Source organism: Bordetella petrii, assembly GCF_000067205.1.
Taxonomy (GTDB): domain Bacteria; phylum Pseudomonadota; class Gammaproteobacteria; order Burkholderiales; family Burkholderiaceae_B; genus Bordetella_A; species Bordetella_A petrii.
On record NC_010170.1, the window covers coordinates 2,323,322 to 2,346,793 of the forward strand.

Below are 23,472 nucleotides of genomic sequence, written 5' to 3' on the forward strand. Positions count from 1 at the left end.
GTGGAGTTCTTGCCTCGTCCCGCGCGGCCCGGGCCGGCGGCGGCGCACGTGCGTCGGGCTCGGGCGCAAGCACGCGCCCTCGGCCTGCTGGCGCAGGCTGCCCCGCCGCCCAACGCGCCGCCGCCGGCCCGGGCCGCGCGGGACTGCAGTGCATGGTGTTCGTCGCGCTTGCGGGGCTGGCTGGATACAAGGCGTCTGGTTTCCGCCCGGGCGCCAGGCAACGCACGGTCGCGCCAGCGGTCAGGTGTCTGACTCCCGCAGGGTGTCAGACACCGTACCGTCGTTCTACTTGATGTTGATTTCTTGCGAGGGACGGGCCTTGCGGTCGTAGATGCGCAGGGTGACGTGTTCGTCGTCCAGGGCGAACACGGCGGTGGCCAGGGTGTTTTCGTCGTCGGGGTCGTCGGGCGCGCGGCGCAGGATGGGCAGGGCGCCTTCAGTGTCGTGCAGCGCGGCCACCAGGTCGGCTTCGCCCGAGGCGTCGTTCCAGGTGTCGACCAGCGCGTCGATGCGGTTCTGGCGGGCGCGCGACGAGTCGGTGACGATTTGCGGTGTATCGCGCGTGCCGTGGTGGATGAGGTGGTTGGCGTGCCCATAGCGGCGCGCCACGGTTTCCACCGAGCAGGCGCCCGGGGTGGCCTCGATGCTGAGCAGCCTCGGGTCGCCCGCCGCGCCCAGTGTGTGGTGGAAGGCGCCGGCGCGCGGCATGTGGGCCAGCAATTCGGCTGCCTGGTCCAGCGAGGCGCAGTCGAGCACGGCGCGGGCCAGGAACATGCGCGGCACGCCGGCGCGGCGCGTCCGGGTGCGCAGGTTATTGATGGTTTGCACCAGCCCGGCGCGGTTGGCGCCGAACGTATGCCCCGGCAGCGAGCCGGGGTAATAGAAGCTGACATAGCCCGGCGCGTCGTCGGGCTGCACGTCGACGACATGGCAGCGGCCGTACAAGTATGGATCGCCGTCTTCGTTGTGGGCGATCCAGCGCTCGCCGTCAGCCGCCTGTAGCGCAACCGAGGTGCAGCCATCGGTGGTCTTGTGCAGCAGGTCGCCGCGGCAGTGCCACAGCAACAGGTCGGCGGCCGGTATGCGCAGGCCTTCGGCCAGGCCCTCGAATTCTTCCCAGATGGCGGGCAGGGCTTCCTGCGCGTGGCCCGCCAGTTCTTGCAGGTAGGCATGGCCGCGCCAGGGGCGCAGCGCCTGCCAGGTGGCGCTCTGGTCCAGGTAGACAGTCATGAGGGGCCGGGCCAGCTTGCCCAGTGCCTGGCCGATCTGGCGGCGGGTGCCTGCAATGCGTACGGGCTTGAACGGCATGAATAATCTCCGGCGAATGATCCGATTGTAATTTCCCGGCGCATGCTTGCCATGGGGACAGATGAGTTAACATGAGCCGGCGAGCGTGCCCAGCCATCCGCCGCGGCATGCTGACAGATTGCTCCGGTTTGGCCGGGGCCCGTTGTCTCTACAGGAGAAATTCGATGATTAAGCGTAGAATCGCCGCCGCGCTGGTGGGCTTGAGCCTGATCGGCGCCGTGTCCACCGCCGCGGCCCAGGACAAAGAACTGATCGTTGCCACCGACACCGCCTTCGTCCCGTTCGAATTCAAGCAGGGCAGCACCTATACCGGTTTCGACATCGACCTGTGGGCCGCCATCGCCAAAGAACTCAACCTGAAGTACAAGCTGCAGCCGATGGACTTCAACGGCATCATCCCGGGCTTGCAGACCAAGAACATCGATGTGGCGCTGGCCGGCATCACCATCCGCGACGACCGCAAGCAGGTCATCGATTTCTCCGACCCCTACTACGAAAGCGGCCTGGCCATCCTGGTGGCGGCGAATGAGGATGCCATCAAGTCGGCCAAGGATCTCGCCGGCAAGAGCGTGGCCGTCAAGACCGGCACCGCCACCGTCGATTTCATGAAGAAAGAAGTGCCCGAGGCCAAGCTGCGCCTGTTCCCCAACATCGATAACGCGTATCTCGAGCTGGCCACGGGCCGGGTCGACGCCGCCGTGCACGACACGCCCAACGTCCAGTACTACGCCAATACCGCCGGCAAGGGCCGCGTGAAGGTCGTGGGCACTGTCAAGAGCGGCGATTTCTACGGCATCGCCTTCCCCAAGGGCAGCGACCTGGTCGCCAAGGTCAACCAGGCCCTGGCCACGCTGAAATCCAACGGCCAGTACGACGCCATCTACACCAAGTGGTTCGGCAAGCAGCCCTGAGCGCACGCACGCTGCAGGCCGGGGCCGCGGCGGGGGCAGCCCCCCGCCGGCCCTGCATACCAAGCCGTAACGGCCCGGCAGGCCGCACATATTAGGGGAAGACCGTGCAATTCGACTGGTCTGTCATCTGGGCGTCCATGCCCAATCTACTCGACGGCACACTGATGACCGTCAAGATCACTTTCTGGGGCCTGGTCGGCGGCTTTCTGCTGGGGGCACTGGCCGGCGTGGCGCGCGCCTATGGGCCGCGGCTGTTGTCGGCGATCGCGCAGGTGTACATCGCGGTCATCCGCGGCACGCCGATCGTGGTGCAGGTCATGTTCATCTATTTCGCGCTGCCTCTGATGGTGCCGGGCCTGCGGGTAGATGCGATCTGGGCGGCCATCGCCACGCTGATCATCAACTCGGGCGCCTACATCGCCGAGATCGTGCGGGGTTCGCTGCTGTCGGTGCACAAGGGGCTGAAAGAAGCCGGACAGGCCATGGGCCTGCCGTTCTACAAGATACTGCTGCACATCATCGGGCCGGTGGCGTTTCGCCGCATGATCCCGCCGCTGGGCAACCAGTGCATCATCAGCCTGAAAGATTCGTCGCTGTTCATCGTGATCGGCGTGGCCGAACTGACCCGCCAGGGGCAGGAGATCATGGCCAGCAACTTCCGGGCGGTAGAGATCTGGTCGGCGGTGGCCATCATCTATCTGATCCTGACCGGCGCGCTGGCTCTGGCGCTGCGTCTGGCCGAAAAAAGGATGCGCATACTATGAGCATGGTCGAATTCCACAACGTCACCAAGCGCTTCGGCGATTCCACCGTGCTCGACGGCATTTCCCTGAACATCGACGCCGGCGAAGTCGTGGTGGTGGTGGGGCCTTCGGGCTCGGGCAAGTCCACCTTCCTGCGCTGCATCAACGTGCTCGAAACCATCGAGGGCGGCGACCTGCTGGTCGATGGGCAAAGCGTCAAGGGCCCGGCGGCCCAGGTGCGCGAAATCCGCCGCGAGGCCGGCATGGTGTTCCAGCAGTTCAACCTGTTTCCGCAAATGACGGCGCTGGAAAACGTCATGTTCGGGCCTGTGCACACGCGCGGCGCGTCGCGCCAGGAGGCGCGCGAGCAGGCCGAGGCCTTGTTGCGCAAGGTGGGGTTGGGCGAGCGCATGGGGCACTATCCGGCCGAGCTGTCCGGCGGCCAGCAGCAGCGCGTGGCCATCGCGCGGGCGCTGGCCATCAAGCCCAAGCTGATGCTGTTCGACGAGCCCACGTCGGCGCTGGATCCGGAACTGCGCCACGAAGTGCTGAAGGTCATGCGCGACCTGGCCGAAGAAGGCATGACCATGGTGGTGGTTACCCACGAAATGGAGTTCGCGCGCAAGGTGGGCAGCCGGCTGATTTTCATCGACGCCGGCAAGGTGGCCCACGATGGCCCGCCCGCCGAACTGCTGTCGAACCCGCCCAGCCAGCGGCTGCGCGACTTCCTTCAGCACGTGGCCTGAGCCAGGCCAGCCAGATTGGTCAGGTGTCTGACCCCGCAGAGGTGTCAGACACTGCCGTGTGCAGCCGCTGTCTCGGCAATACGGTGTCTGGCACCCCGCGAGAGTCAGACACCTGGAAAAGTTTAGCCGAACAAGTTCTGCTGGATCTGTTCCAGGTGCGCGAGCAGCAGCACGCGCGCCTGTCCGGCGTCGCGGTCTTTCAGGGCGGCCACGATGGCACGGTGCTGCTGCTGATATTGCTCGCGCCGTTCGGGCGTCAGCGAGTTGGACTTGAGCCGGCCCCATTCGCCTTGTTCGCGCACGCGGTTGGCCAGTTCGAGTATCTGCAGAAAGAAGGTATTGTGCGTGGCCGCGGCGAACGCCTTGTGCAATTCGCCGTCCCAGTGTTCGAAGTCTTCGATGCTGGCCGCGGCTTCCGAGCGTTCCAGGCATTCGCCCATGCGGGCGAAGTCGGCGCCGGTGGCATTGCGGGCGATCAGCATCGGCATCAGCGGTTCGATGAGCAGGCGCGCCTGCATGAGCTCGGCCGGGCTGGTGTTCAACCCCGCCTGGCCCGGCGCGGCGGGCGCCACCGCGTGCACACCTGGCGCCACGAAAGTGCCGCTGCCCACCGCCTGGACGATCAGGCCGCGTTCGCGCAGTTCGGCCAGCACGCGCCGCACAGACCCGCGCGACGCGCCAAAGCGCTCGCTCAGCGCGCGCTCGGGCGGCAGCCGCATGCCTTCGCGCAGGCGGCCGCTGGCCATCGATTCCATCAGGAAATGCGCCAGGGCCTTGGCCCCCTCGGCGCGCAGGCCCCGGCCCGCCACGAGATCATCCACATCCGTTCTCCAGTGATAGCGGCAGGGTAGCGTACTTGAACCAATTGGTCAAATTTTGACCCGAAAATCCTTGCCTTGGGGCCCATACGGTTCTAGAGTGGCGCTTGTCCGAGGCAGGGCATGTCGCCTTGTCTACCGCCATGGCGGGCCACGCGGGTAGAAGAAAAATACGATCCAATTGGTTCATAAATAAACAACCGGCGCCGCCGGCGCCGGCCCATCTGGAGGGTTGGAGACATGGCTGTGAGTGCAAGCAAGTGGTGGTGTGGCGTGGCGCTGGGCCTCGCGGCGTGCTGCGCCCAGGCGCAGTATCCCGAACGGGCGGTCACCATGATCGTGCCGTTTCCGCCGGGCGGCGTGGCCGATACCGTGGCGCGGCCCGTGGCTGATGCGCTGTCGCGCGAGCTGGGCCAGAGCGTGGTCATCGAGAACAAGGCCGGCGCCGGCGGCTCGGTGGGTATCGGGCAGGCGGCGCGCGCCACGCCCGACGGCTATACGGTGCTGATGAGCCTGTCGTCGATCTCGATCCTGCCCGAGGCCGACAAGATTCTGGGCCGCCAGGCCGCGTTCCGGCTCGACCAGTTCGTGCCCATTGCGCGCGTGACGGCCGACCCCACGGTGCTGATCGTGCGGGCCGATGCGCCGTGGAAAACCGTGCAGGAATTCGTGGCCGACGCCAAGCGCCGCCCCGGCGCCTTGAACTACGGCAGTTCGGGCATTTACGGCTCGATGCACGTGCCGATGGAAATGTTCAAGGGCGCGGCCGGCATCGACCTGACGCACGTGCCTTTCACTGGCGCCGGCCCGGCCGTGGCGGCCTTGCTGGGCGGGCAGGTCGATGCCATATCCAGCGGGCCTTCCAGCGTCGTGCCGCACATCCAGGCTGGCAAGCTGCGCGCCCTGGCGCATTGGGGCGACTCACAGTTGGCGGCGTTGCCGCAGGTGCCCACGCTGGCTTCGCAAGGCTATGACGTCAAGTTCGTGCAATGGTCGGCGCTGTTCGTGCCGGCAGGCACGCCGGCGCAGGCGGTCGACCGCCTGCGCGAGGCGGCGCGCAAAGTGCTGAATGACCCCAAGCTGCAGCAGACCATTTTGTCGGCCGGCAGCCCGGTGCAATACATGGACGCGCCCGAGTTCGCCGCCTATTGGAAGACGGACGCCCAGGCCATGGCCACGGCGGTGCAGCGCATCGGCAAGGTGGAATAGCGGGGCTGGGCCGGTATTGGCCTAGCCCTTCACCCGCACGATTTTCTGCACCTGCGGCACGTGCCGGATGGCGCGGATGACCTGCGCCAGGTGCTTGCGGCTGTCGACCTGGATGGTCAGGTGCAGCGACACGGTAGCCACCGCGTCGTCGTGCATGGTGATCTGCACGATGTTGGCATCGGCGGCGGTGACTTCCGCCGCCAGCCGGCCCAGCACGCCCCGCTCGTTGCGGGTAATGACGTCGAGCCGGGTCGACAAGTGCTTGGCGGTTTGCGCATCCCAGGCCACGTTGACCCAGCGCTCGGGTTCGCGCGCGCGCTGGCGCACGGCGATGGGGCAGTCGGCGGTGTGCACCACCAGGCCCTGGCCCAGCCGCAGGCCGGCCACGATGGGGTCGCCCGGCAGCGGGCCGCAGCACGGCGCCAACTGCACGGCCTGGCCTTCGTTGCCCTGGATGAGAATGGGCGCGCTGCGCGCCGAGGTGATTTCGTCCACGGCGGCCGCGGTGGTGGCCACCATCTGGTGCTCGGGCGCGAAGCGGCGCGCCACGACGGTGGCCAGCCGCTTGCCCAGCCCGATGTCGGCTAGGATTTCATCGCGCGAGCTGGCGCCGGTGCTGCGCGCCAGTTTCTGCCAGGCGGGGTCGTCGGAGGCGGGCAGGTCCAGGTGCAGCTCTTGCAGCGCCTGTTCGAGCAGGCGTTCGCCGAATGCCACCGACTCTTCATACTTGACGGTGCGCAGGTAGTGGCGGATTTCCGAGCGCGCCCGCCCGGTGCGCACGTAGTTCAGCCACTGCGCGTTGGGGCGCGAGGCGGGCGAGGTAATGATCTCGACCGCGTCGCCGCTGCTCAGTTCAGTGCGCAGCGGCACGAATTCGTTGTTGACCTTGGCGGCCACCGCCTGGTTGCCGATATCGGTGTGGATGGCATAGGCGAAATCGACTGGCGTGGCGCCACGCGGCAGCGAAATGATCTTGCCGCGCGGGGTGAACACATAGACGGCGTCAGGGAACAGGTCGACCTTGACGTGTTCGAGGAATTCGCCTGAATCGCCCGTCTGGCTTTGAATGTCCAGCAGCGACTGCAGCCACTGGTGGGTGCGCTTCTGCAGGTCGTTCAGCGAGACGTCGGCCCCCTTGTACAGCCAGTGCGAGGCAACGCCTTCTTCGGCGATGTGGTGCATGTCGCGCGTGCGGAACTGGAATTCCACAGGAGTGCCGTACGGGCCCACCAGCGTGGTGTGCAGCGACTGGTAGCCGTTGACCTTGGGAATGGCGATGTAGTCTTTGAACTTGCCAGGCACCGGCCGGTATAACTGGTGCAGGGTGCCCAGCGCCAGATAGCATTCGGGCAGCGTGTGCACGATGACGCGAAAGCCGTAGATGTCGAGCACTTCCGAGAACGACTTCTTCTGTTCGGTCATCTTGGTGTAGATGCCGAACAAGGTTTTCTCGCGGCCCGATACTTCGGCTTCGATGCCCGCCGCGGGCAGGGCGGCGCGCACCGCGTCGCCAATTTTGCTGATGACTTCGCGCCGGTTGCCGCGCGCGGCCAGCACGGCCTTGTACAGCACCTGGTAGCGGTTGGGATACATGGCCGCGAAGCACAGGTCTTGCAGTTCGCGGAACAGCACATTCAGGCCCAGCCGGTGGGCGATAGGCGCGTAGATGTCGAGGGTTTCGCGCGCGATGCGGCGCCGCTTCTCGGGGTTGACCGCGTCCAGCGTGCGCATGTTGTGCAGGCGGTCGGCCAGCTTGATGAGTATGACGCGCACGTCGCGCGCCATGGCCAGCAGCATCTTGCGAAAGCTCTCGGCCTGCTGCTCGGCCTTGGTGGCGAAGTCGAGGCGGTCGAGCTTGGACAGCCCGTCGACCAGTTCGGCGACTTCGGTGCCGAATTTCTCGGCCAGCTCATGCTTGGCGATGCCCTGGTCTTCGATGACATCGTGCAGCAGGGCGGCCGACAGCGCGTTGGCGTCGAGCTTCCAGGCCGCGCAGATTTCAGTGACGGCTATCGGGTGCGAGATATACGGCGAGCCGCTGGCGCGGAACTGCCCCAGGTGCGCCTGATCGGCGAAGCGGTAGGCTTCGCGCACGCGTTCGATGTCTTTTTTGTCGAGATAGCTGCCGATGATTTCGGTCAGCGGCGCCAGCGAGGCTACTGGCGATGACACCGCGCCGGTGTCGTCCGCGGGAGCGGACAGTTGCGCGGGCGAACCTTTCTTGCCGGGGCGGCGCCCCAGCCGGGAGCCCGCGCGCAAGGCGGCGAGCAGGCCCGTGGAAGCATACTTCAGCCGGGGAAAAGCCATGTTGCCGCCCCCAGGCCCGGATCAGGTCGGGACTTTGCGCAGCATTTCCAGGCCAGTGTGGCCGCCGGCGATTTCGCGCAGGGCCGTAACCGTGGGCTTGTCTTTGCTGTCGATGCGCGGTGCGTGGCCCTGCGCCAGCTCGCGGGCGCGGTAGGTGGCGGCCAGCGTGAGCTTGAAGCGGTTGGGGACTTGGTTCAGACAGTCTTCGACGGTAATTCGGGCCATGGATTACACCTGGAACGTGCTGTGAAAAGGTTTGCTGGCGTCAGTGGGCCGCCGGAATGCCCAACTGCGCGAACAGCGGCGCGTGGCGGACGGCCTGAGACGAAAAGCGTAGCCGGGCGGCGCTGACGATTTGCGCAAGTTCCGCCAAAGCTACGCTAAATTCTTGATTAATAATAACATATTCGCATTCCGGCGCGTGCGCGATTTCCCCGCCGGCCGCCAGCAGGCGGCGCGCGATCACGGGCGGGGCATCCTGGCCGCGCGCCTTCAGGCGATGCTCGAGTTCTTCGATTGAAGGCGGCAGGATAAAAATGCCGATGGCGTCGGGATAGCGCTGGCGCACCTGGCGCGCGCCCTGCCAGTCGATTTCCAGCAGCACGTCTCGGCCGTCGTGGGTGGCCTGGTCGATCAGGTCGCGCGGCGTGCCATAGAAATTGCCGTGCACCTCGGCCCATTCCAGCAGGGCCTGGCTCTGCCGCAGGGCCTCGAACTGCTCGAGGCTGATGAAGCGGTACTCGCGCCCATCGACTTCGCCCTTGCGCGGGGCGCGCGTGGTGCAGGACACCGACAGTACGAGCGATTTGTCGTGGTCGAGCAGGGCCTTGACCAGGCTGGACTTGCCGGCGCCACTGGGGGCGACGACCATGAAAACATTGCCGGGACGTTCGGACATGGCGCGGACAGACAAACAGGTAAGACGCGAAGAATAGCAAATCGGCCGCCGCGATGGGCGCAGGCCGCCCGCGGGGCGTGCCGGGGCCAGGGAAAAATCTAATACCTTAAAGGAATAAGTAAATAAGAAATTAATATATGACGAATGGTTGCGGATCTTGCGGGCAAAGATGGCTGGGGATCCCTGTTTCGTCATGCGTGCTTGCAACGTTTCGCGTGTGATTGCGTTAGGATTTCGCGGTTCAGTTTCACTGGGAGAAACCCGATGCATTCGAATGAGCAAGCCGGCGCGAAAGTCGCCCTGGTCACCGGGGCCGGTACCGGCATCGGACGCGCCGTGGCGCTGGAATTCCTGGCCCAGGGCTACCGCGTGGTGCTGGCCGGACGCCGCCGCGACATGCTGGAGCAAACCCGCACCGCGGCGGGCGAAGACGGCGCGCGGGCGCTGGTGGTGCCCACCGACGTCAGCGATGAGCAGGCTGTGCGCGAGCTCTTCGACGAAACCCAGCGCGCCTATGGCCGCGTGGACGTGCTGTTCAACAATGCCGGCCGCAATGCGCCGGCCGTGCCGATCGAAGACTTGCCGGTCGAGACCTGGCGCGAAGTGGTCGACGTCAACCTGACCGGCATGTTCCTGTGCGCCCAGGCCGCCATCCGGCTGATGAAAGCGCAGCAGCCCGGCGGCGGCCGCATCATCAACAACGGTTCGATCTCGGCGCACGCGCCACGGCCGTTTTCTATTGCCTATACGGCCACCAAGCACGCGGTCACGGGGCTGACCAAGTCAATTTCACTCGATTGCCGCAGCTATGGCATTGCCTGCGGGCAGATCGACATCGGCAACGCCGCCACCGACATGACGCAGCGCATGGCGGCCGGCATTCTGCAGGCTGACGGCACCAAGCGCGTCGAACCCCGCATGGACGTCGCGCATGTCGCCCACGCGGTGGTATCCATGGCCAACCTGCCGCTGGATGCCAACGTGCAGTTCATGACCATCATGGCGACCAACATGCCGTTCGTGGGGCGTGGCTGAGGCCGTTTTCCCACGGCGACACAACTTCTATTCGGACAATTTTCGCGGCAGCCATACCCAGGCGGCCAGTCCGAGCAGGAGCATCAGCATGCCGCCTGCGCCACAGGCCAGATGCAGCCCCGAAAGAAAGGCTTCCTTGGCCTGCATCGCGGCTGCGTCTGTGATTCCGGGATGGCCCAAGGTCTCGCTCAAGGTTCCCGCCACAGCCGGGCCGGACAGCCGAAACACCAGTGCCGCCAACGAGCCCAGCAAGGTAATGCCCAAGGCATTGCCGATCTCATTGCTGGTTTCCGCGATCGAGCCTGCCGCCCCGGCGCGCTCGCTCGGCACTGCCGACACGGCGATTTCAGCAACGAGGCTGAATGACAAACCATAGCCCACACCCGCGATCACCGTCGAACCCACAAATGCGACGACTCCGGCCTCGGTGGTGGTGAACAGCAGCAGGAGCACGCCCACGCCGATCAGGGCATGCGTACCCACCAAGGCGGCCTTGCGTCCGATGCGTTCAACGATGTGGCTGGTTCCTACGCAGGTGGCCGTCAGCACCACGGCCCCGGGCAAGGCCATCAGCGCTGCCGCGAAGACCTCATAGCCCAACACCGATTGCAGGTAGATGCCCGACAGATAGCCTGCCGCCGACCAGACCACCAGTGACAACAGCCCGGTCAAAATGGCGATCGAGAAGATCCGGTCCCTGAACAAGCTCAGATCCAGCAGCGGAAAGGCGATGTTCGTCTGCCGGCGCAGGAAAGCCGCCAGGGCGAGCAGGCCCGCCACCCCTGCGAGGGACTGCATCGGTGTAAAGCCCTCAGCCGCCGCGCTTTTGATTGAGTAGGTGAACAGCAGGATTCCGGCGAAGGACAGCAACAGGCTCGGCGCGTCGATGCGGCCGTAGGTGGTGGTGCGCACTTCGCGCAGCAGCACTGGCGCGGCCAGCAGGAAGACCAGCACCACGGGGACGTTGATCAGGAACACCGCACCCCAGTCGAAGCGCTGCAGCAGCAACCCGCCGATGATCGGTCCAATGGCAAATCCCGCCGCGAACGTGGCCGCGAAGATGCCGATGGCCTGGGCCCGCTGCCGCGGCTCAGGAAACAAGGCGCTGACAATGGCCAACCCCGAGGGCAGCAGGGTGGCGCCGCCCAGTCCCATCAGCGCGCGAAAGCCGATCACGCCGGCGGGTGTCGTGGAATACGCCACGCCCAAAGAGCCCAGCCCGAAAATCACGGCCCCGCCCATTATCAACTTCAGCCGTCCATAGCGGTCGCCGATGTTGCCGAAGGTGATGAGCAAAGAACCGACGACAAACCCGTAGATATCCAGAATCCAGAGCGCCTGGTCCGCCGTTGGCAGAATCGCGGCGGTCACGCGCGGCATAGCCAGGTACAGGACAGAGCCGTCCATCGCCACTAGCAGCACCAGGGCGAGAACGGTCAAAAGCCCCATCCATGCCTTACGGCTGGCGGGTTGTGGAAGTGAAAGCCTGTGGGGAGTCATAGTCATGGTCCGGGTGTGGACGCCACTCGGTTGCCTGCCGGGCCGCGATCCAATATACTAAAAGTAACTTACGGATGGTAAGTTACCTTTGGTATATAGCAATGTCAACCCTTCCGAAAATTCCTCCCGCCTCCAAGGGCTCCGTCCGCCGCCGCCTGTCCAGGGATGAACGGCTGCGCCAGCTACTCGATGTGTCCTGGCAATTGATCCGGACTGAAGGCACGGATGCGTTGACGCTGGGGCGGCTGGCCGACGAAGCAGGAGTCACTAAGCCGGTTGTCTATGACCACTTCGGCACCCGCAATGGACTGCTGGCAGCGCTCTACCAGGATTTCGATGTGCGCCAGACGGCTGTGATCGACGCAGCTATCGCTGGCAGCAAGGCCACGTTGCAGGACAAGGCCCGCGTCATTGCCGGCAGCTATGTCGAATGCGTGCTGACCCAGGGGCGGGAGATGCCCGGCGTATTGGCCGCGCTCAGTGGCTCGCCGGAGCTGGCGGTGATCAAGCGGCAATACCAGCAGGCGTTCATCGAGAAGTGCCGGCGAATCCTTGAACCCTTCGCCGGTGCGCGGGGCGTGTCGATGGCAAGCCTGTGGGCGATGTTGGGCGCGGCCGAGGGGCTGTCTCAGGCGGCGGCAGTGGGCGACCTCAGCGAAGAGCAGGCGCGGGACGAGTTGGCGCAAACCATTCTGGCGATGGTCGAGCGCAGCAAACTCACGCCTGACTCCAACTGAGTCAGTGAATGAACCTTGCGGTATCGAGCCTTGGCGTAGCCCGGTGAACTGCGGTACTGGCGTCACCGCGAAACAAAAAAAGCGCCCGCGGGCGCTTTTTTGTTGGAACGGCAGCGCTGCTTATTGCGCGGTGTCGGCCGAGGCCACCAGATGGCCCTGCGCCCCGGAGGGGGCGGTGTCCAGGTAGCGGCGCGCGGTAACGTAGTGGCGCGACCAGTAGACGTTGTCGAGGTTGTCGATGCGTACGCTGGAGCCGCGCGTGGGGGCATGCACGAATTGGCCCTGGCCGATATAAATGCCCACGTGCGATACGCCGCCGCGCCGGCGCGTGGCGAAAAATACCAGGTCGCCCGGCTTGAGGTGTTTCTTGCTGACCGCGCTGCCGGCCTGGCGCTGCGCGCGCGCCGTGCGGGGCAGTTCGACACCGGCGATTTCACGGTATACGAATTGGGTAAGGCCGCTGCAATCGAACCCGCCGTCGGGATCTTCGCCGCCCCAGACATAGGGGGTACCCAGCGCATCCAGACCGGCGCGCACGACCATTTCGGGCAGGGACGGAACGGTAAGCGGATCGATGAGGCGCAGACCCTTCAACGACGCCAAGGCGTCGGTGGCTATGGTGGCGTGAGCGGGGGGGGACCAGGACAGGCCTGCTGCCAGTAGAGGCGCGGCCAGGAATGCGGATAAAGCGGACAGGGCAGGACGGACTTTTCGCGTCGGGGGAGTCATTGCGACACTTCAGAATTCGGAGCGGGCGGGGTGGCTGACTGCGTCGAGCCGGCGAAAATGTGGCGCTAATACAACGAGGCCACACGGCATTCTACAGGATTGACGTTTCTTTGCACTTACGGGTTATTACTAGGCGATGACTGAAAATGGCGCCGGCTTGATGGGTCGCAAAGGGCGTCATGGCCTTGCGGCATAATCGGAAGCAGCCTGCCGCCGGCATGCCGCCTTACCGGAATCGCAATATGACAGTTGACTTTTTGGCCGCTTCTATACGTAGCCCCGAGCCGCTGGGCTTCGAGCGATTCGACCAGGCCCAGGCGGCGGTCGAGCGGCTGACCGAAATCTACGGACGCAACACCGCGTATATCCGCGCCGCGTTCCAGGACGTGGTCAATGGGCGCGACCTGCCGGGGCCGGTACGGGCGTGTTACCCGGCTATTCGCATCGCCGTCGACACCTATGACCCCATCGACACCCGCCTGTCGTTCGGCCACGTGGCCGAGCCGGGCATCTACCAGACCACCGTCACCCAGCCGGCGCTGTTTCGCGACTATTACCTGGAACAGATCGGGCTGCTGCTGCAGAACCACGGCGTGGCGGTCGAGGTGGGGGAGTCTGAATCGCCCATTCCCCTGCATTTCGCCTTTCCCGAGGGCGCCTATGTCGAGGGCGAGCGGCTGGAAGGCATGCGCCGGCCGCTGCGCGATTTGTTCGACGTGCCCGACCTGGCCGTAACCGACGACGCCATCGTCAACGGCTCGTGGCGCGGGCGCGAGGGCGAACCGCGCCCTCTGGCGCCGTTCACGGCGCCGCGGGTCGATTATTCGCTGCATCGCCTGCAGCACTATACGGCCACGGCGCCAGCGTATTTCCAGAACTTCGTGCTGTTCACCAACTACCAGTTCTATGTCGATGAGTTCTGCGCGCGGGCCCGGGCCCTGATGGCCAGCGGCAGCGGCGACTACGACGCGCTGGTCGAGCCTGGCAATCGCGTCACCCGCCGCGGCGACAATGCGCCGCCGCCGGTGCCGGCCGGAGGGCTGCGCCTGCCGCAGATGCCGGCCTACCACCTGGTGCGGCCGAATCATTCCGGCATTACGTTGGTGAACATCGGTGTGGGGCCCTCCAACGCCAAGACCATTACCGATCACATTGCTGTGCTGCGCCCCCATGCCTGGCTGATGCTGGGCCATTGCGCCGGCCTGCGCGACTCGCAGCGGCTGGGCGACTACGTGCTGGCGCATGGCTACGTGCGTGAAGACCATGTGCTGGATGACGACTTGCCCACCTGGGTGCCCGTGCCGCCGCTGGCCGAGGTGCAGGTGGCGCTGGAGCAGGCCGTGGAAGAGGTGGCCGGCCTGTCGGGCTGGGAACTCAAGCGCATCATGCGCACCGGCACGGTCGCCAGCATCGACAACCGCAACTGGGAACTGCGCGACCATAACGAACTGGTGCAGCGCTTTACCCAGTCGCGCGCCATTGCGCTCGACATGGAATCGGCCACCATCGCGGCCAACGGCTTTCGTTTTCGCGTGCCCTACGGAACCTTGCTGTGTGTGTCCGACAAACCTCTGCACGGCGAACTGAAGCTGCCCGGCATGGCCAGCGCGTTTTATCGCGACCAAGTCAACCAGCACCTGGAAATCGGCATCCGGGCACTGGAACGCCTGCGCGACATGCCCCCGGAGCGGCTGCACTCGCGCAAGCTGCGAACTTTCATGGAAACGGCGTTTCAATAGGCATTAAAGTAGTTATTTTGATATAAATACTACTTTAGTGCCTTGTCGTCCCGGCGATTTCATGGCAATATAGTAGTACGTTTTTATTAAAAACTACTTTATTGCCATGAAAACCCTGCCTGCCATTGCCGAGACCCTGCGCAACCGTCTGCGCGAGCAGGGCATGACCCAGGCCAGCCTGCGCGATGCCGCGGGCATCGCGCAGCGCACGCTGACCAATGTGCTCAGCGGCGAGCAAGACTTCAAGGTCAGCACATTGCTGGCGCTGGCCGACCGCCTGGGCCTGGAAATGATCCTGGTGCCCAAGGGCGCCGCCGCGGCCGTCGATGCCGGGGCCACCGTCAAGCCCAAGGTGCCCACGCGCATCGAGGTGGCGCGCCGCCTTGCCAGAGAGGCAGCCGAATGAACGTTCAGGCCCTGGCCATTTTCATCGGCGCCTTGCGTGCAGGCGTGCTGTTTCGCTACAGCATGCCGGGGGCCGAGGTCGTTACCCGGTTCGTGGCTGACGACGCCTTCGCCCGCCGGGCCGATGCGCCGGTCGTGTCGGCGGCTTACCTGGCCGAATCGCCCGCCGACCAGGCGGCGTTCTGGGCCGACGTGCGCAGCGAGCCGCTCAACGGCCGCTATTCGCCGCAAAACGGCTGGCTGCTGCCGGCATTCTTCCAGAACCTGTTGCCTGAAGGGGTGTTCCGCGACCATGTGGCGCGCATCCGCGGCTGCGACCCGAAAGACCACTTCGAAATGCTGGCGGCTTGTGGTGCCGACTTGCCGGGCAACATCTATGCGCGGCCGGTGGAACTGTCGCGCGACGCGCTGGCGCATTACGTCACGCAAGACCAGGACGCGCTCGAAATGACGGTCACCGCCGACCCCATGGAGCAGGGCGTTTCGCTGTCGGGCGTGCAGCCCAAGCTGGGCGTCATCAAGCAGGGTGAAAGGTATGTGGGGCGAACCCGCGATCACGACACCCACATCATCGCCAAACTGCCGGTGGTGGGCCAGCCATTGCTGCCGGAACTCGAAGACCTGTCGCTGCGGCTGGCCCAGGCCGCCGGCGTGGATATCTGCCACGCCTATCTCGAACCGCTGGAAAACCTGGCGGCCGAGCACGGCTACGACCTGGGCGACGCCGATGCGCGTACCCGCTTCCTGGCGGTGGTGCGCTACGACCGCGAGCCGGGACGCCGCGTCCATTGCGAAGATTTTGCCCAGATCCTGGGCGCCATGCCCGAAGAAAAATACCGGGCCGCCACTTACCTGGACGTGGCGGCGGTGCTGCTGGCGTTCGATTCGCTGGGCGAGCCTGCTGTGCACGAGTTGCTGCGCCGCATGGTGGTCAACGAAATGCTGGGCAACCCCGACATGCACCTGAAGAACCTGGGCCTGGTGTATTCCGATGGCAAGACGCCGCGCCTTGCGCCGGCGTACGACATCGTGGGCTATGCGGCCTACCATGCCTGCCAGGGCCACGCGCTGCATATCGTGCCGCCGGCCATGCAGCCGCGTCGCACGGGGCGGGACGCAGGCGCCAAGCCCGGCCTGTCGCCGGCCATGCTGCGGGCGTTTTGCGCCGGCCTGGGTATTCCCGAAAAACCGGCGGCCAGGGTGGTGGCCGATTGCGTCAAGGCCGCGCATGCGCAATGGCCCGCCCTGATCGCCGCCTCATCCCTCACCGCGCGCCAACAGCAGAATCTGCTGGCGCATTTCCACGCGCACCCAATGGTGAAATCGGTGCGCTAGGCGCCAGGCGCCAGCTCCTGCCTTCGCTTGCGTCAGGCCTAGCCAGGGATCAGGCTCCGAAGGTGCCTGATACCGTTGCGTGGCGCCGGTGTCCCAGCCGTGCCGTGTGCGTGGCATTGGTGTTCCAGCCGTGCGGTGTGCGTGGCATCGGTGTGCCAGCCGTGCGGTGTCTGACACCCTGCGGGAGTCAGACACCTGGCTACGACCTTGGTGCGCTGCGGAAGCTAGGCAGCCGACAGCGCTTGCGTCGTCAGGGATCAGGCTCCGAAGGTGCCTGATACCGCTGCGTGGCGTCGGTGTCCCAGCCGTGCGGTGTCTGACACCCTGCGGGAGTCAGATACCTGGCTACGACCTTGGTGCGCTGCGGGAGCTAGGCAATCGCCTGCATTTGCGTCAGGCTTGCAGAATCACGCGCACGGGTTCGAAGCCGGCGCGTTTTTTCCAGGTCAGCAGGCCCGGGCCGCCGTGTTCGAGCGCGCCGTACCAGACGGCATGCACGCCAGCGGCGCAGGGTTCGGCCGCATCGAGCAGCCAGCGCACGATCGCGGCATGCATTAGCGGCATGACGCCATGGCCCAGGTGGTCCTTATGGCCCATCAGGTCCAGGTAATGCACCACATCGCCGCAGCGCGTGAGCTTCAGGTAGGCGACCAGGCGGCGGTCGGTTTGCAGCGCGCCGTTGCAGTGCCCGGGCTCGGGCAGGAACACGCCCCACCACATGGTCCAGTGGGTGGCGCAGCCCGGAGGCTGCCATGCGACCGGCATGCGGGCCGGCGTGCCGACATGGTGCGGCTTGAGCAGCCAGCGCGCCAGTACCGGCCCGCCACTGCGCAGCGCCATCGAGGTTTTGACCGCGTGTACGTCGTGTACATGCATGGGTAACGCGAAGCGTTCGACGCAATAACCCTGCCGCTGCGCCTGGCGTATTTTCGGCAGGGTGCGGCGGGAATGACGGCGCAGCAGGGCCTCGAAGCCCGCGCCATCCACGCATTGCGCCAGGTCCAGCATCATGGGCGCGGCGCGGCGACGGGCTGCGTGGTCGGCTTCGCCCGGGGCGCGCATGTCGTACCGCCGCGCGATGCGCGTGAAGCGACGCAGCGCCTGGTCGGCCCCCGGGCCCTGGGCCAGCGCCGCATGCATGGCCAGCGGCCTGGACGGCAGGTGCGGCCCGGCCGGCCAGTCGCGCAGGCGCGGCCGCTTGCGCAGGCGTACCAGCAGCGGGTCGACCGTCAGGTAGTAGCCGGCCATCAGCACGTCGAACGGAGTCATAAGAAAATCCCGGGAAGCCGCGCCGCGGCGCGCCCCCGGGCCGCCCGCGCAACAGCATGCAGCCATGATCGTAAAGCATCAAGCGCAGCGGCCGGCGGGTGCGCGCAAGGCGGCGCGGCTACTCTAAGATGACGTCTTTCCAAGACTGGGGCGCATCATGGAATTGCGGCAGCTGGAATTGTTCATCGGCATTGCCGAGTCGGGGGCGTATTCGCGCGCGGCCATGCGGCTGTCAATCAGCCAGCCCGTTCTTAGCCGGCAGATCAAGGCGCTGGAAGACGAATTGGGCGTAGCGCTGTTCCATCGCACCGGCCGCGGCGTCACCCTGACCGAGGCGGGCGCGCTGCTGGAGCAATACGCGCGCGGCCTGGTCGAGACGGCGCGCAGCGCCGCCGCAGCCGTCAAGGCGATCGGCGGGGCGCCCAGCGGGCCGGTGGTGGTGGGCATGCCGGCCTCGATATCCACGGTGCTGTCGGTATCGCTGATCGAGGCATTCCGCCGCGCGTATCCGGGCATGTCGCTGAAATTCATGGAAGGTTACAGCGGCCACGTGCTCGAATGGCTGGCCGCGGGCCGCACCGACATCGCCGTGCTGTACGACGCCCCGCGCCTGAGCATTCCGGCGCTGCCCACCGAGGCCTTGCTCACGGACGAACTGTTCCTGTTGGGGCCGGCCAGCGACCCGGCAGGGGTAGGGCGCGGGCCGGTGCCGGCAGCGCGCCTGAGCCGCATTCCCATGATTCTACCCAGCCGGCCGCACGGCATTCGCGTGCTGGTCGATGAATCGCTGGACAGTATCGGGCTGGCGCCGAACGTGGAAATGGAAATCGACGCCATGCATTCGATGCTGCGCCTGGTCGAAAGCGGGCTGGGCTACGCCGTCTTGTCGTATTCGTGCGTGGCTGCGCAAATCGCTCAACGGCGCATGCGCATCTGGCGCATCGTGCACCCCACCATTACCCGCACGCTGGTCATCGCCACCTCCACGCAGCGCCCGTCGACGCATGCCGTGCGCGCATTGGGCACGCTGCTGCGGCGCCAGATCCAGGACCTCGTCGACCAGGGGCGTTGGGCGCCGGACGCATCTGTGTTTTCCTGATGGCGCGGCGCGCAACGCTTCGGGCCGGGCGGCTACGCGCTGCCGCGCTGGCGGATCGGCACGCCGGCCCAGGTCTCGACCACCTTGGCGATGTGGGTGAAATCGGCCTGATCGCCGCAGAGCGCGGTGGTCAGCACCAGCATTTCCCGCACGGCCGCACCTACGATCATGGGCACCCCGATGGCTTCGGCCTCGTCGACGCACAGCCGCACGTCTTTGTAGGCCAGCCGCGCGGCAAAGCCGATGTCGAACGTGCCTGGCAGCACGGCCTTGGGGAATTTGTCCTGCGTAGCAGAATTGCGGCCCGAGCCGGCATTGATCACGTCCAGCATCACCGCCGGGTCCAGGCCGGCCTTCACGCCCATGGCCATGGCTTCGGACGTGACAGCCACCGCCGCCGCCGACAGCAGGTTGTTGGCCAGTTTCATGGTTTGGCCCATGCCGGCCTTGTCGCCCAGGTAGAACACCGGGCCAAAGTGCTTCAACGTGGGCTCCAGGGCATCGTAATGATCGCGCGGGCAGGCGGCCATCACAGCCAGCGTGCCGCGCACGGCCCCGCCCACGCCGCCGCTGACGGGCGCATCCACGTACAGGATGCCGCGCGCCGCCAGCACCTGGGCCACCAGCGCCGCCACGCGCGGCCCGATGGTCGACAGATCGACCACGCGCTTGGCGCGGGCGCCGCCGATCAGGCCGTCGGCGCCGATGGTGACCTGCTGAACGATTTCCGGCGTGGGCAGGCTCAGGAATACCGTGTCGGCGGCGTCGGCCACGTCGCGCAGGCTGGCGCAGGCGGTGGCGCCCCGCGCCCGCAGGCGCGCTACGGCGTCCTGATTGCTGTCGTAGACGGCCAGCGCGTAGCCGGCATCGAGCAGACGGCCAGCCATCGGCCCGCCCATGTTGCCCAGACCGATGAATCCGTAAGTCTCTTCAGGCATGACTGTTCCTTTGGGTTGAATAGGGGCTTTAGCGCGGTTGCAGGCCGATCTGCTTGGCCAGGTCCGCCACTCGCTTGGAGTCCTGGGCCAGCAGCCTGGCGAACGGGTCGGGGCCGCGCTCGGCCGGGCTAGGTGCCTGGGCGGCGAGCTGCTCCAGGCGGCCCTTGAATTCGGGGCTGTCGATCACGACCGAAAGCGCCTGGGCCAGTTTGTCGATTACCGGACGCGGCGTGCCCTTGGGTGCGACCACGCCGTTCCAGATTGCCAGGTCGAACTGCGGCAGGCCGCCCTCGGCGAAGGTGGGCACGTCCTGCATCTGGGGCAGGCGTTGCGGCGTGGACACCGCCAGCGCGCGGATACGGCCGTCTTTGTGCAGCGGCATCATGGTGACGGTCTGGTCGATCACGCCGTCGATCACCCCGGCCATCAGGTCAGCCAGCGCGGGGCCTGAGCCGCGATACTGGATCAGCTCGCCCTGCGTCTTGGAAAGATGCAGGAACATGCCTTCAGCCAAGTGGGCCGTGGTGCCGGGGCCGCCCGAACCGAAGTTCAGCTTGGGCGGGGATTTCATGCGCGACAGCAGTTCGGGCAGAGTCTTGATGCCGCTTTTATTGCTGACCGAGAGCACCATCGGCACCGTGGCGACCGTGCCCACAGTTGCCAGGTCGCGCACCGGGTCTACGCCGGCGTCGGGGTGCAGCAGCGGAATGATGGCCATCGACAGGTTGCTGAACATCAGCGTATAGCCGTCGGGCTCCGACTTCAGCAAGCGCTGCATGCCGATCAGGCCGCCCGCGCCGGTGGTGTTTTCTACCACCACCGGCTGCTTCAGCGTCTTGGACAGCGAATTGCCGATCAGCCGGGCCAGCGTGTCCAGTGTGCCGCCGGGCGCCACGCCCACGATGATGGTGATGGGCTTGGCGGGGAATTCCTGCGCAACGGCCTGCCCCGACAGCAGCAAGGCGGCCATGCAGCCGGCAAAGAATCGCAACATGTCTTGTCTCCTTGGTTCTAGGCGTGCGGGCATGGCCCGTTTTTTGCATCCCCCGACCCACGCCTGTGCGCCGGCCGGGTGATCCCGATACTAGCCATGAGCACCGCAACAAGCGTCCACGGCCGCGACATACCAGCCTCGCCATTTTTGGCATAACGGGCAGGCACGCCGTTTGCTTAGCGATGGCGCCATCCACTGCCGAGAACGTCATGAAGCCGATCCGCAAAGCCGTATTTCCCGTCGCGGGCCAGGGCACCCGTTTCCTGCCCGCCACCAAGGCCATGCCCAAAGAGATGCTGCCGATCGTCGACAAGCCGCTCATCCAGTATGCGGTCGAAGAGGCCGTCGAGGCGGGAATCACAGAGCTGATCTTCGTCACGGGGCGCCACAAGCGCGCCATCGAAGACCACTTCGACAGCATGCCGGAGCTCGAAGCCGGCCTGCAGGCCAAGCACAAGACAGCCCTGCTGGAAGCCGTGCGCCACGTCATTCCGCCGCATGTGGCCTGCCTGTACACCCGGCAATCCGCGCCGCTGGGGCTGGGGCACGCGGTGCTGTGCGCCGCCCCGCTGGTGGGCGACGAACCCTTCGCCGTGCTGCTCGCCGACGACCTGATCGATGCGGATACTCCCGCGATCGGGCAGCTCATCGATGCGGCATGCCGCCACGACAGCAGCATGCTCGCCATCCAGAACGTGCCGCGCGCCCAGACCGACCAGTACGGCATCATCTCGGGGCATCGCGTTGACGCGCGCACCGCACGGCTGCAGGGCATAGTCGAAAAGCCGCTGCCGGCCGAAGCGCCGACCACGCTGGCGGTGGTGGGCCGCTATGTGCTCGAACCCCGTATCTTCGACCTGTTGCGCGCCACCCAGGCCGGAGTAGGGGGCGAGATCCAGCTGACCGACGGCATTGCCCGGTTACTGCGCGAGCGCCCGGTGCACGGCTACCAGTACGACGGCGTGCGCTACGACTGCGGCAGCAAGGTGGGGTTTTTCGAGGCCACCATGGAGCTTGGGCGCAAGTATCACGGCCTTGGCGTTTCCCGCGAACAAGACGCGGTGCTGGCGGGCGATGATTGAGGCCGAGGCCGCGCCGGGAGTAAGCTGCCGTACGATCCCGGGAAAACCGCATGCAAATGCTAATCAGGCAGGAAAAACTGTTGCTGTTGGCCATTGCGTCGGCCGTGGTGGCGTATGTCGCGGGCGGCCGTCTGACCAGCAGCGGCGCGTCGACGGCTATCGCGGCCACCGTGCTGCTGGTGGCCGCCATCATCTGCGCTTCGCAGCGCGTGGCCTTCCATGCCGAGCAGCTGGCGCACCGTCTGGGCGACCCATACGGCACCATGGTGCTGACCTTGTCCGCGGTGCTCGTCGAAGTGGTGGTGCTGGGCATGGTGTTGTCGCACGACCCTTCGCCCACGCTGGTGCGCGACACCATTTACGCGGCGGTCATGCTCGACATCAACGGCATCCTGGGGCTGGCGGCCCTGATGGGCGGGCTCAAGCATGGCGAGCAGGCCTACAACGACGATTCGGGCCGCGTATACACCGTGATGATCCTGACGGCCATGGCCATTTCCATGATCGTGCCCGAGTTCATTGCGCGCGAGCACTGGCATATTTATTCGGCCTTTACCATTGTCATCATGGTGATGCTGTATGCCGTATTCCTGCGCATGCAAACAGGCCCGCACAGCTATTTTTTCAGCTACAGCTATCCCGAGAAGCGGCGGCCGCGTGCGGCGCAGCCGGCGCGCGGCCCTTCCACGATGCTTTCGGTGGGGCTGCTGGTGGCTGGCGTCGTCATCATCGGCGCCTTGTCAGAGGTCATGGCCAAGACGCTGAACGTATCGCTCGAGCACGTGCAAGTGCCGCCGGCGCTGCCGGCCATCGTAGTGGCGCTGATTTCCGCCAGCCCCGAGATACTGACGGCCTTGCGCGCGGCGCTGGCCAACCGCATGCAGTCGGTGGTGAATATTGCCCTGGGCGCGTCGCTGTCTACCGTCATCCTGACGGTGCCGCTGATGGAAGCCCTGGCGCTTTATACCGGCCAGCCGTTCGAGATGGCGATGACGCCCATCCAGACCATAATGGTGCTGGTCACGCTGATCGTCGCGGCCATCAACGTGAATGACGGCCAGACCAACGCCATCGAAGGCATGACCCACTTCGTGCTGTTTGCCACGTTCGTGATGCTTTCCATACTGGGCCTGTAGCACAGGCCGGCGGCCATCCGCCGCCATTCCGTCGCCACTCAGGAGTACACAATGAAACACCAGACCGGCACCGGCGAACCCCAGCATTCCAGCAGCGGAGACCACCCCCGGCCCGAGGCGCCGCGCGAAACCGCCGAGCCGCGCCAACGTTCGACGGTGGCGCGCATGTTCGATCACTTCGCCAGCGCCGTGGCCCGCGCCACGGGCTCGCCCATCGCCTTCGGCTGCGCGGCGCTGGTCATCGTGCTGTGGGCCGCGGCGGGGCCATGGGCCGGTTTTTCGGAGGTATGGCAATTGGTGGTCAATACCGGCACCACCATCATCACCTTCCTGATGGTCTTTTTGATCCAGCAGAACCAGAACAAAGACAGCCGCGCCCTGCACGTGAAACTGGACGAGTTACTGGTGGCCTTGAAAGGGGCCAGCGAAAAACTGGTTGATATCGAAGACCTGGAAGAAGACGAACTCAACGAAATCGCCGACCGGTACCGCCGCATGGCCACGGCCGCGCGCGGGCGCCAGGCGCCGGAGTAG

The 23,472-nt window shown here is 65.9% G+C and carries 23 protein-coding genes; 13 read left to right on the plus strand and 10 right to left on the minus strand.

The genetic code is table 11. From position 1 onward, the window contains the following. Positions 1–285: 285 nt before the first annotated feature. Positions 286–1,308, minus strand: a complete 1,023-nt coding sequence (locus tag BPET_RS11350; protein WP_012249151.1) for a C45 family autoproteolytic acyltransferase/hydolase — start codon at positions 1,306–1,308, stop codon at positions 286–288. 164 nt (positions 1,309–1,472) lie between these two features. Here BPET_RS11350 and glnH point away from each other — a divergent pair, with 164 nt between their 5' ends. The 3 genes from glnH (at position 1,473) to glnQ (ending at position 3,708) form a co-directional block, all read left to right on the plus strand. Continuing rightward, positions 1,473–2,219 (plus strand): glutamine ABC transporter substrate-binding protein GlnH, encoded by a 747-nt coding sequence (glnH, locus tag BPET_RS11355; RefSeq protein ID WP_012249152.1) that lies wholly within the window; start codon positions 1,473–1,475, stop codon positions 2,217–2,219. A gap of 104 nt (positions 2,220–2,323) precedes the next feature. Next, positions 2,324–2,983 carry a glutamine ABC transporter permease GlnP gene (gene glnP / locus BPET_RS11360; RefSeq protein ID WP_012249153.1) on the plus strand — a complete coding sequence of 220 codons (660 nt, stop codon included), beginning with the start codon at positions 2,324–2,326 and terminating at the stop codon, positions 2,981–2,983. Then, positions 2,980–3,708, plus strand: coding sequence for a glutamine ABC transporter ATP-binding protein GlnQ (gene glnQ / locus BPET_RS11365; RefSeq protein WP_012249154.1), 729 nt, complete (start codon positions 2,980–2,982; stop codon positions 3,706–3,708). The genes glnP and glnQ overlap by 4 nt, the downstream gene beginning before the upstream one ends. Before the next feature lie 122 nt (positions 3,709–3,830). Here the strand turns inward: glnQ and BPET_RS11370 are convergent, their stop codons facing one another. Then, on the minus strand, positions 3,831–4,529 hold the full coding sequence (locus tag BPET_RS11370; RefSeq protein ID WP_012249155.1) for a FadR/GntR family transcriptional regulator: 699 nt from the start codon (positions 4,527–4,529) through the stop codon (positions 3,831–3,833). Between the two features lie 237 nt (positions 4,530–4,766). Here BPET_RS11370 and BPET_RS11375 point away from each other — a divergent pair, with 237 nt between their 5' ends. Beyond that, the gene (locus BPET_RS11375; protein ID WP_012249156.1) at positions 4,767–5,735 is read left to right on the plus strand and encodes a Bug family tripartite tricarboxylate transporter substrate binding protein; all 969 of its coding nucleotides are present in this window, start codon (positions 4,767–4,769) and stop codon (positions 5,733–5,735) included. A gap of 21 nt (positions 5,736–5,756) precedes the next feature. On the opposite strand, the gene BPET_RS11380 is transcribed toward BPET_RS11375, so the two are convergent. The 3 genes from BPET_RS11380 to gmk are packed head-to-tail and all read right to left on the minus strand — an operon-like array spanning position 5,757 to position 8,940. Then, positions 5,757–8,042 carry a RelA/SpoT family protein gene (locus BPET_RS11380; protein ID WP_012249157.1) on the minus strand — a complete coding sequence of 762 codons (2,286 nt, stop codon included), beginning with the start codon at positions 8,040–8,042 and terminating at the stop codon, positions 5,757–5,759. A 21-nt stretch (positions 8,043–8,063) separates the two neighbouring features. Continuing rightward, positions 8,064–8,267 carry a DNA-directed RNA polymerase subunit omega gene (gene rpoZ, locus BPET_RS11385; RefSeq protein ID WP_012249158.1) on the minus strand — a complete coding sequence of 68 codons (204 nt, stop codon included), beginning with the start codon at positions 8,265–8,267 and terminating at the stop codon, positions 8,064–8,066. A gap of 40 nt (positions 8,268–8,307) precedes the next feature. Further along, entirely contained in the window at positions 8,308–8,940 is a 633-nt protein-coding gene (gene gmk, locus BPET_RS11390; RefSeq protein WP_012249159.1) for a guanylate kinase, read from the minus strand. A gap of 264 nt (positions 8,941–9,204) precedes the next feature. On the opposite strand from gmk, the gene BPET_RS11395 reads away from it, so the two are divergent. Beyond that, on the plus strand, positions 9,205–9,975 hold the full coding sequence (locus tag BPET_RS11395; RefSeq protein WP_012249160.1) for an SDR family oxidoreductase: 771 nt from the start codon (positions 9,205–9,207) through the stop codon (positions 9,973–9,975). A 27-nt stretch (positions 9,976–10,002) separates the two neighbouring features. Here BPET_RS11395 and BPET_RS11400 read toward each other — a convergent pair whose 3' ends face one another. Beyond that, positions 10,003–11,424, minus strand: coding sequence for an MFS transporter (locus BPET_RS11400; RefSeq protein ID WP_407921185.1), 1,422 nt, complete (start codon positions 11,422–11,424; stop codon positions 10,003–10,005). Between the two features lie 152 nt (positions 11,425–11,576). On the opposite strand from BPET_RS11400, the gene BPET_RS11405 reads away from it, so the two are divergent. Further along, positions 11,577–12,212: a TetR/AcrR family transcriptional regulator gene (locus BPET_RS11405; protein ID WP_041863825.1), complete on the plus strand. Its 636-nt coding sequence runs from the start codon at positions 11,577–11,579 to the stop codon at positions 12,210–12,212. 120 nt (positions 12,213–12,332) lie between these two features. On the opposite strand, the gene BPET_RS11410 is transcribed toward BPET_RS11405, so the two are convergent. After that, positions 12,333–12,941, minus strand: a complete 609-nt coding sequence (locus tag BPET_RS11410; protein WP_012249163.1) for a C40 family peptidase — start codon at positions 12,939–12,941, stop codon at positions 12,333–12,335. Positions 12,942–13,183: 242 nt separating this feature from the next. Between BPET_RS11410 and BPET_RS11415 the strand changes: the two genes are divergently transcribed. From BPET_RS11415 to BPET_RS11425, 3 genes are all read left to right on the plus strand, one after another. Then, positions 13,184–14,680 carry an AMP nucleosidase gene (locus BPET_RS11415; protein ID WP_012249164.1) on the plus strand — a complete coding sequence of 499 codons (1,497 nt, stop codon included), beginning with the start codon at positions 13,184–13,186 and terminating at the stop codon, positions 14,678–14,680. Between the two features lie 106 nt (positions 14,681–14,786). Beyond that, positions 14,787–15,086: a helix-turn-helix domain-containing protein gene (locus BPET_RS11420; RefSeq protein ID WP_012249165.1), complete on the plus strand. Its 300-nt coding sequence runs from the start codon at positions 14,787–14,789 to the stop codon at positions 15,084–15,086. Beyond that, positions 15,083–16,420 carry a type II toxin-antitoxin system HipA family toxin gene (locus tag BPET_RS11425; RefSeq protein ID WP_012249166.1) on the plus strand — a complete coding sequence of 446 codons (1,338 nt, stop codon included), beginning with the start codon at positions 15,083–15,085 and terminating at the stop codon, positions 16,418–16,420. The genes BPET_RS11420 and BPET_RS11425 overlap by 4 nt, the downstream gene beginning before the upstream one ends. A gap of 393 nt (positions 16,421–16,813) precedes the next feature. On the opposite strand, the gene BPET_RS11430 is transcribed toward BPET_RS11425, so the two are convergent. After that, the gene (locus BPET_RS11430) at positions 16,814–17,689 is read right to left on the minus strand and encodes a hypothetical protein (protein WP_012249167.1); all 876 of its coding nucleotides are present in this window, start codon (positions 17,687–17,689) and stop codon (positions 16,814–16,816) included. 157 nt (positions 17,690–17,846) lie between these two features. Here BPET_RS11430 and BPET_RS11435 point away from each other — a divergent pair, with 157 nt between their 5' ends. After that, the gene (locus tag BPET_RS11435; RefSeq protein WP_012249168.1) at positions 17,847–18,788 is read left to right on the plus strand and encodes a LysR family transcriptional regulator; all 942 of its coding nucleotides are present in this window, start codon (positions 17,847–17,849) and stop codon (positions 18,786–18,788) included. Positions 18,789–18,820: 32 nt separating this feature from the next. Here BPET_RS11435 and BPET_RS11440 read toward each other — a convergent pair whose 3' ends face one another. Together BPET_RS11440 and BPET_RS11445 are read right to left on the minus strand one after the other, a co-directional pair. Next, entirely contained in the window at positions 18,821–19,726 is a 906-nt protein-coding gene (locus BPET_RS11440; RefSeq protein WP_012249169.1) for an NAD(P)-dependent oxidoreductase, read from the minus strand. A 28-nt stretch (positions 19,727–19,754) separates the two neighbouring features. After that, entirely contained in the window at positions 19,755–20,720 is a 966-nt protein-coding gene (locus tag BPET_RS11445) for a Bug family tripartite tricarboxylate transporter substrate binding protein (protein WP_012249170.1), read from the minus strand. Between the two features lie 209 nt (positions 20,721–20,929). On the opposite strand from BPET_RS11445, the gene galU reads away from it, so the two are divergent. Genes galU through BPET_RS11460 form a run of 3 tightly spaced genes read left to right on the plus strand, consistent with a single transcriptional unit; the run spans position 20,930 to position 23,472 of the window. Beyond that, positions 20,930–21,802, plus strand: coding sequence for a UTP--glucose-1-phosphate uridylyltransferase GalU (galU, locus tag BPET_RS11450; protein ID WP_050978330.1), 873 nt, complete (start codon positions 20,930–20,932; stop codon positions 21,800–21,802). A gap of 50 nt (positions 21,803–21,852) precedes the next feature. Beyond that, a complete protein-coding gene (locus BPET_RS11455) occupies positions 21,853–22,938 on the plus strand; it encodes a calcium:proton antiporter (RefSeq protein ID WP_012249172.1) in 1,086 nt (361 codons plus the stop codon). A gap of 51 nt (positions 22,939–22,989) precedes the next feature. Further along, complete coding sequence (locus BPET_RS11460) at positions 22,990–23,472, plus strand: low affinity iron permease family protein (RefSeq protein ID WP_012249173.1); 483 nt, start codon at positions 22,990–22,992, stop codon at positions 23,470–23,472.

What these genes read in the sequence shown, in the direction of transcription:
- BPET_RS11400 (WP_407921185.1), bottom strand. Translation starts at nt 11,424, where the DNA reads ATGGGGCTTTTGACCGTTCTCGCCCTGGTGCTGCTAGTGGCGATGGAC.
- BPET_RS11420 (WP_012249165.1), top strand. Translation starts at nt 14,787, where the DNA reads ATGAAAACCCTGCCTGCCATTGCCGAGACCCTGCGCAACCGTCTGCGC.
- BPET_RS11425 (WP_012249166.1), top strand. Translation starts at nt 15,083, where the DNA reads ATGAACGTTCAGGCCCTGGCCATTTTCATCGGCGCCTTGCGTGCAGGC.
- BPET_RS11430 (WP_012249167.1), bottom strand. Translation starts at nt 17,689, where the DNA reads ATGACTCCGTTCGACGTGCTGATGGCCGGCTACTACCTGACGGTCGAC.
- BPET_RS11380 (WP_012249157.1), bottom strand. Translation starts at nt 8,042, where the DNA reads ATGGCTTTTCCCCGGCTGAAGTATGCTTCCACGGGCCTGCTCGCCGCC.
- BPET_RS11455 (WP_012249172.1), top strand. Translation starts at nt 21,853, where the DNA reads ATGCAAATGCTAATCAGGCAGGAAAAACTGTTGCTGTTGGCCATTGCG.
- galU (WP_050978330.1), top strand. Translation starts at nt 20,930, where the DNA reads ATGAAGCCGATCCGCAAAGCCGTATTTCCCGTCGCGGGCCAGGGCACC.
- BPET_RS11405 (WP_041863825.1), top strand. Translation starts at nt 11,577, where the DNA reads ATGTCAACCCTTCCGAAAATTCCTCCCGCCTCCAAGGGCTCCGTCCGC.
- BPET_RS11350 (WP_012249151.1), bottom strand. Translation starts at nt 1,308, where the DNA reads ATGCCGTTCAAGCCCGTACGCATTGCAGGCACCCGCCGCCAGATCGGC.
- BPET_RS11440 (WP_012249169.1), bottom strand. Translation starts at nt 19,726, where the DNA reads ATGCCTGAAGAGACTTACGGATTCATCGGTCTGGGCAACATGGGCGGG.
- glnH (WP_012249152.1), top strand. Translation starts at nt 1,473, where the DNA reads ATGATTAAGCGTAGAATCGCCGCCGCGCTGGTGGGCTTGAGCCTGATC.
- BPET_RS11460 (WP_012249173.1), top strand. Translation starts at nt 22,990, where the DNA reads ATGAAACACCAGACCGGCACCGGCGAACCCCAGCATTCCAGCAGCGGA.
- BPET_RS11415 (WP_012249164.1), top strand. Translation starts at nt 13,184, where the DNA reads ATGACAGTTGACTTTTTGGCCGCTTCTATACGTAGCCCCGAGCCGCTG.
- BPET_RS11395 (WP_012249160.1), top strand. Translation starts at nt 9,205, where the DNA reads ATGCATTCGAATGAGCAAGCCGGCGCGAAAGTCGCCCTGGTCACCGGG.
- BPET_RS11375 (WP_012249156.1), top strand. Translation starts at nt 4,767, where the DNA reads ATGGCTGTGAGTGCAAGCAAGTGGTGGTGTGGCGTGGCGCTGGGCCTC.
- BPET_RS11435 (WP_012249168.1), top strand. Translation starts at nt 17,847, where the DNA reads ATGGAATTGCGGCAGCTGGAATTGTTCATCGGCATTGCCGAGTCGGGG.
- rpoZ (WP_012249158.1), bottom strand. Translation starts at nt 8,267, where the DNA reads ATGGCCCGAATTACCGTCGAAGACTGTCTGAACCAAGTCCCCAACCGC.
- BPET_RS11445 (WP_012249170.1), bottom strand. Translation starts at nt 20,720, where the DNA reads ATGTTGCGATTCTTTGCCGGCTGCATGGCCGCCTTGCTGCTGTCGGGG.
- BPET_RS11410 (WP_012249163.1), bottom strand. Translation starts at nt 12,941, where the DNA reads ATGACTCCCCCGACGCGAAAAGTCCGTCCTGCCCTGTCCGCTTTATCC.
- glnQ (WP_012249154.1), top strand. Translation starts at nt 2,980, where the DNA reads ATGAGCATGGTCGAATTCCACAACGTCACCAAGCGCTTCGGCGATTCC.
- gmk (WP_012249159.1), bottom strand. Translation starts at nt 8,940, where the DNA reads ATGTCCGAACGTCCCGGCAATGTTTTCATGGTCGTCGCCCCCAGTGGC.